1 protein-coding gene is annotated in these 514 nt (G+C 38.1%); it reads left to right on the top strand.

The genetic code is table 11. The features are described from left to right. On the top strand, nucleotides 1-514 hold a 514-nt coding region (locus KSU54_RS18620; protein WP_009010194.1), incomplete at both ends, for a rubredoxin-like domain-containing protein.

Here is a 514-nt window from a genome sequence, read left to right as displayed (position 1 = left end):
ATGGCTAAATTTGTATGTTCTGTATGTGGATATGTTTATGAAGGAGATGCAGCTCCAGAACAATGTCCAGTATGTAAAGTTGGGGCTGACAAGTTCGTTGAACAAACAGGTGAAATGACTTGGGCAGCAGAACACGTTGTAGGTGTTGCTAAAGACGTAGATGAAGAGATCAAAAAAGAATTAAGAGCAAACTTTGAAGGAGAATGCTCAGAAGTAGGAATGTATTTAGCAATGGCAAGAGTTGCACATCGTGAAGGATATCCAGAAATTGGATTATATTGGGAAAAAGCAGCTTATGAAGAAGCTGAACATGCAGCAAAATTTGCAGAATTATTAGGAGAAGTAGTAACTGATTCAACAAAAAAGAACCTAGAGATGCGTGTTGAAGCTGAAAATGGAGCAACTATGGGTAAAACAGAATTAGCTAAGAAAGCTAAAGCATTAAACTTAGATGCAATTCATGATACAGTGCATGAAATGGCACGTGATGAAGCACGTCATGGAAAAGCGTTTG

The sequence above is a fragment of the Erysipelatoclostridium sp. MSK.23.31 genome, assembly GCF_019125875.1.
Taxonomy (GTDB): domain Bacteria; phylum Bacillota_I; class Bacilli_A; order Erysipelotrichales; family Coprobacillaceae; genus Thomasclavelia; species Thomasclavelia ramosa.
This window is presented reverse-complemented; position numbering and strand designations above follow the sequence as displayed.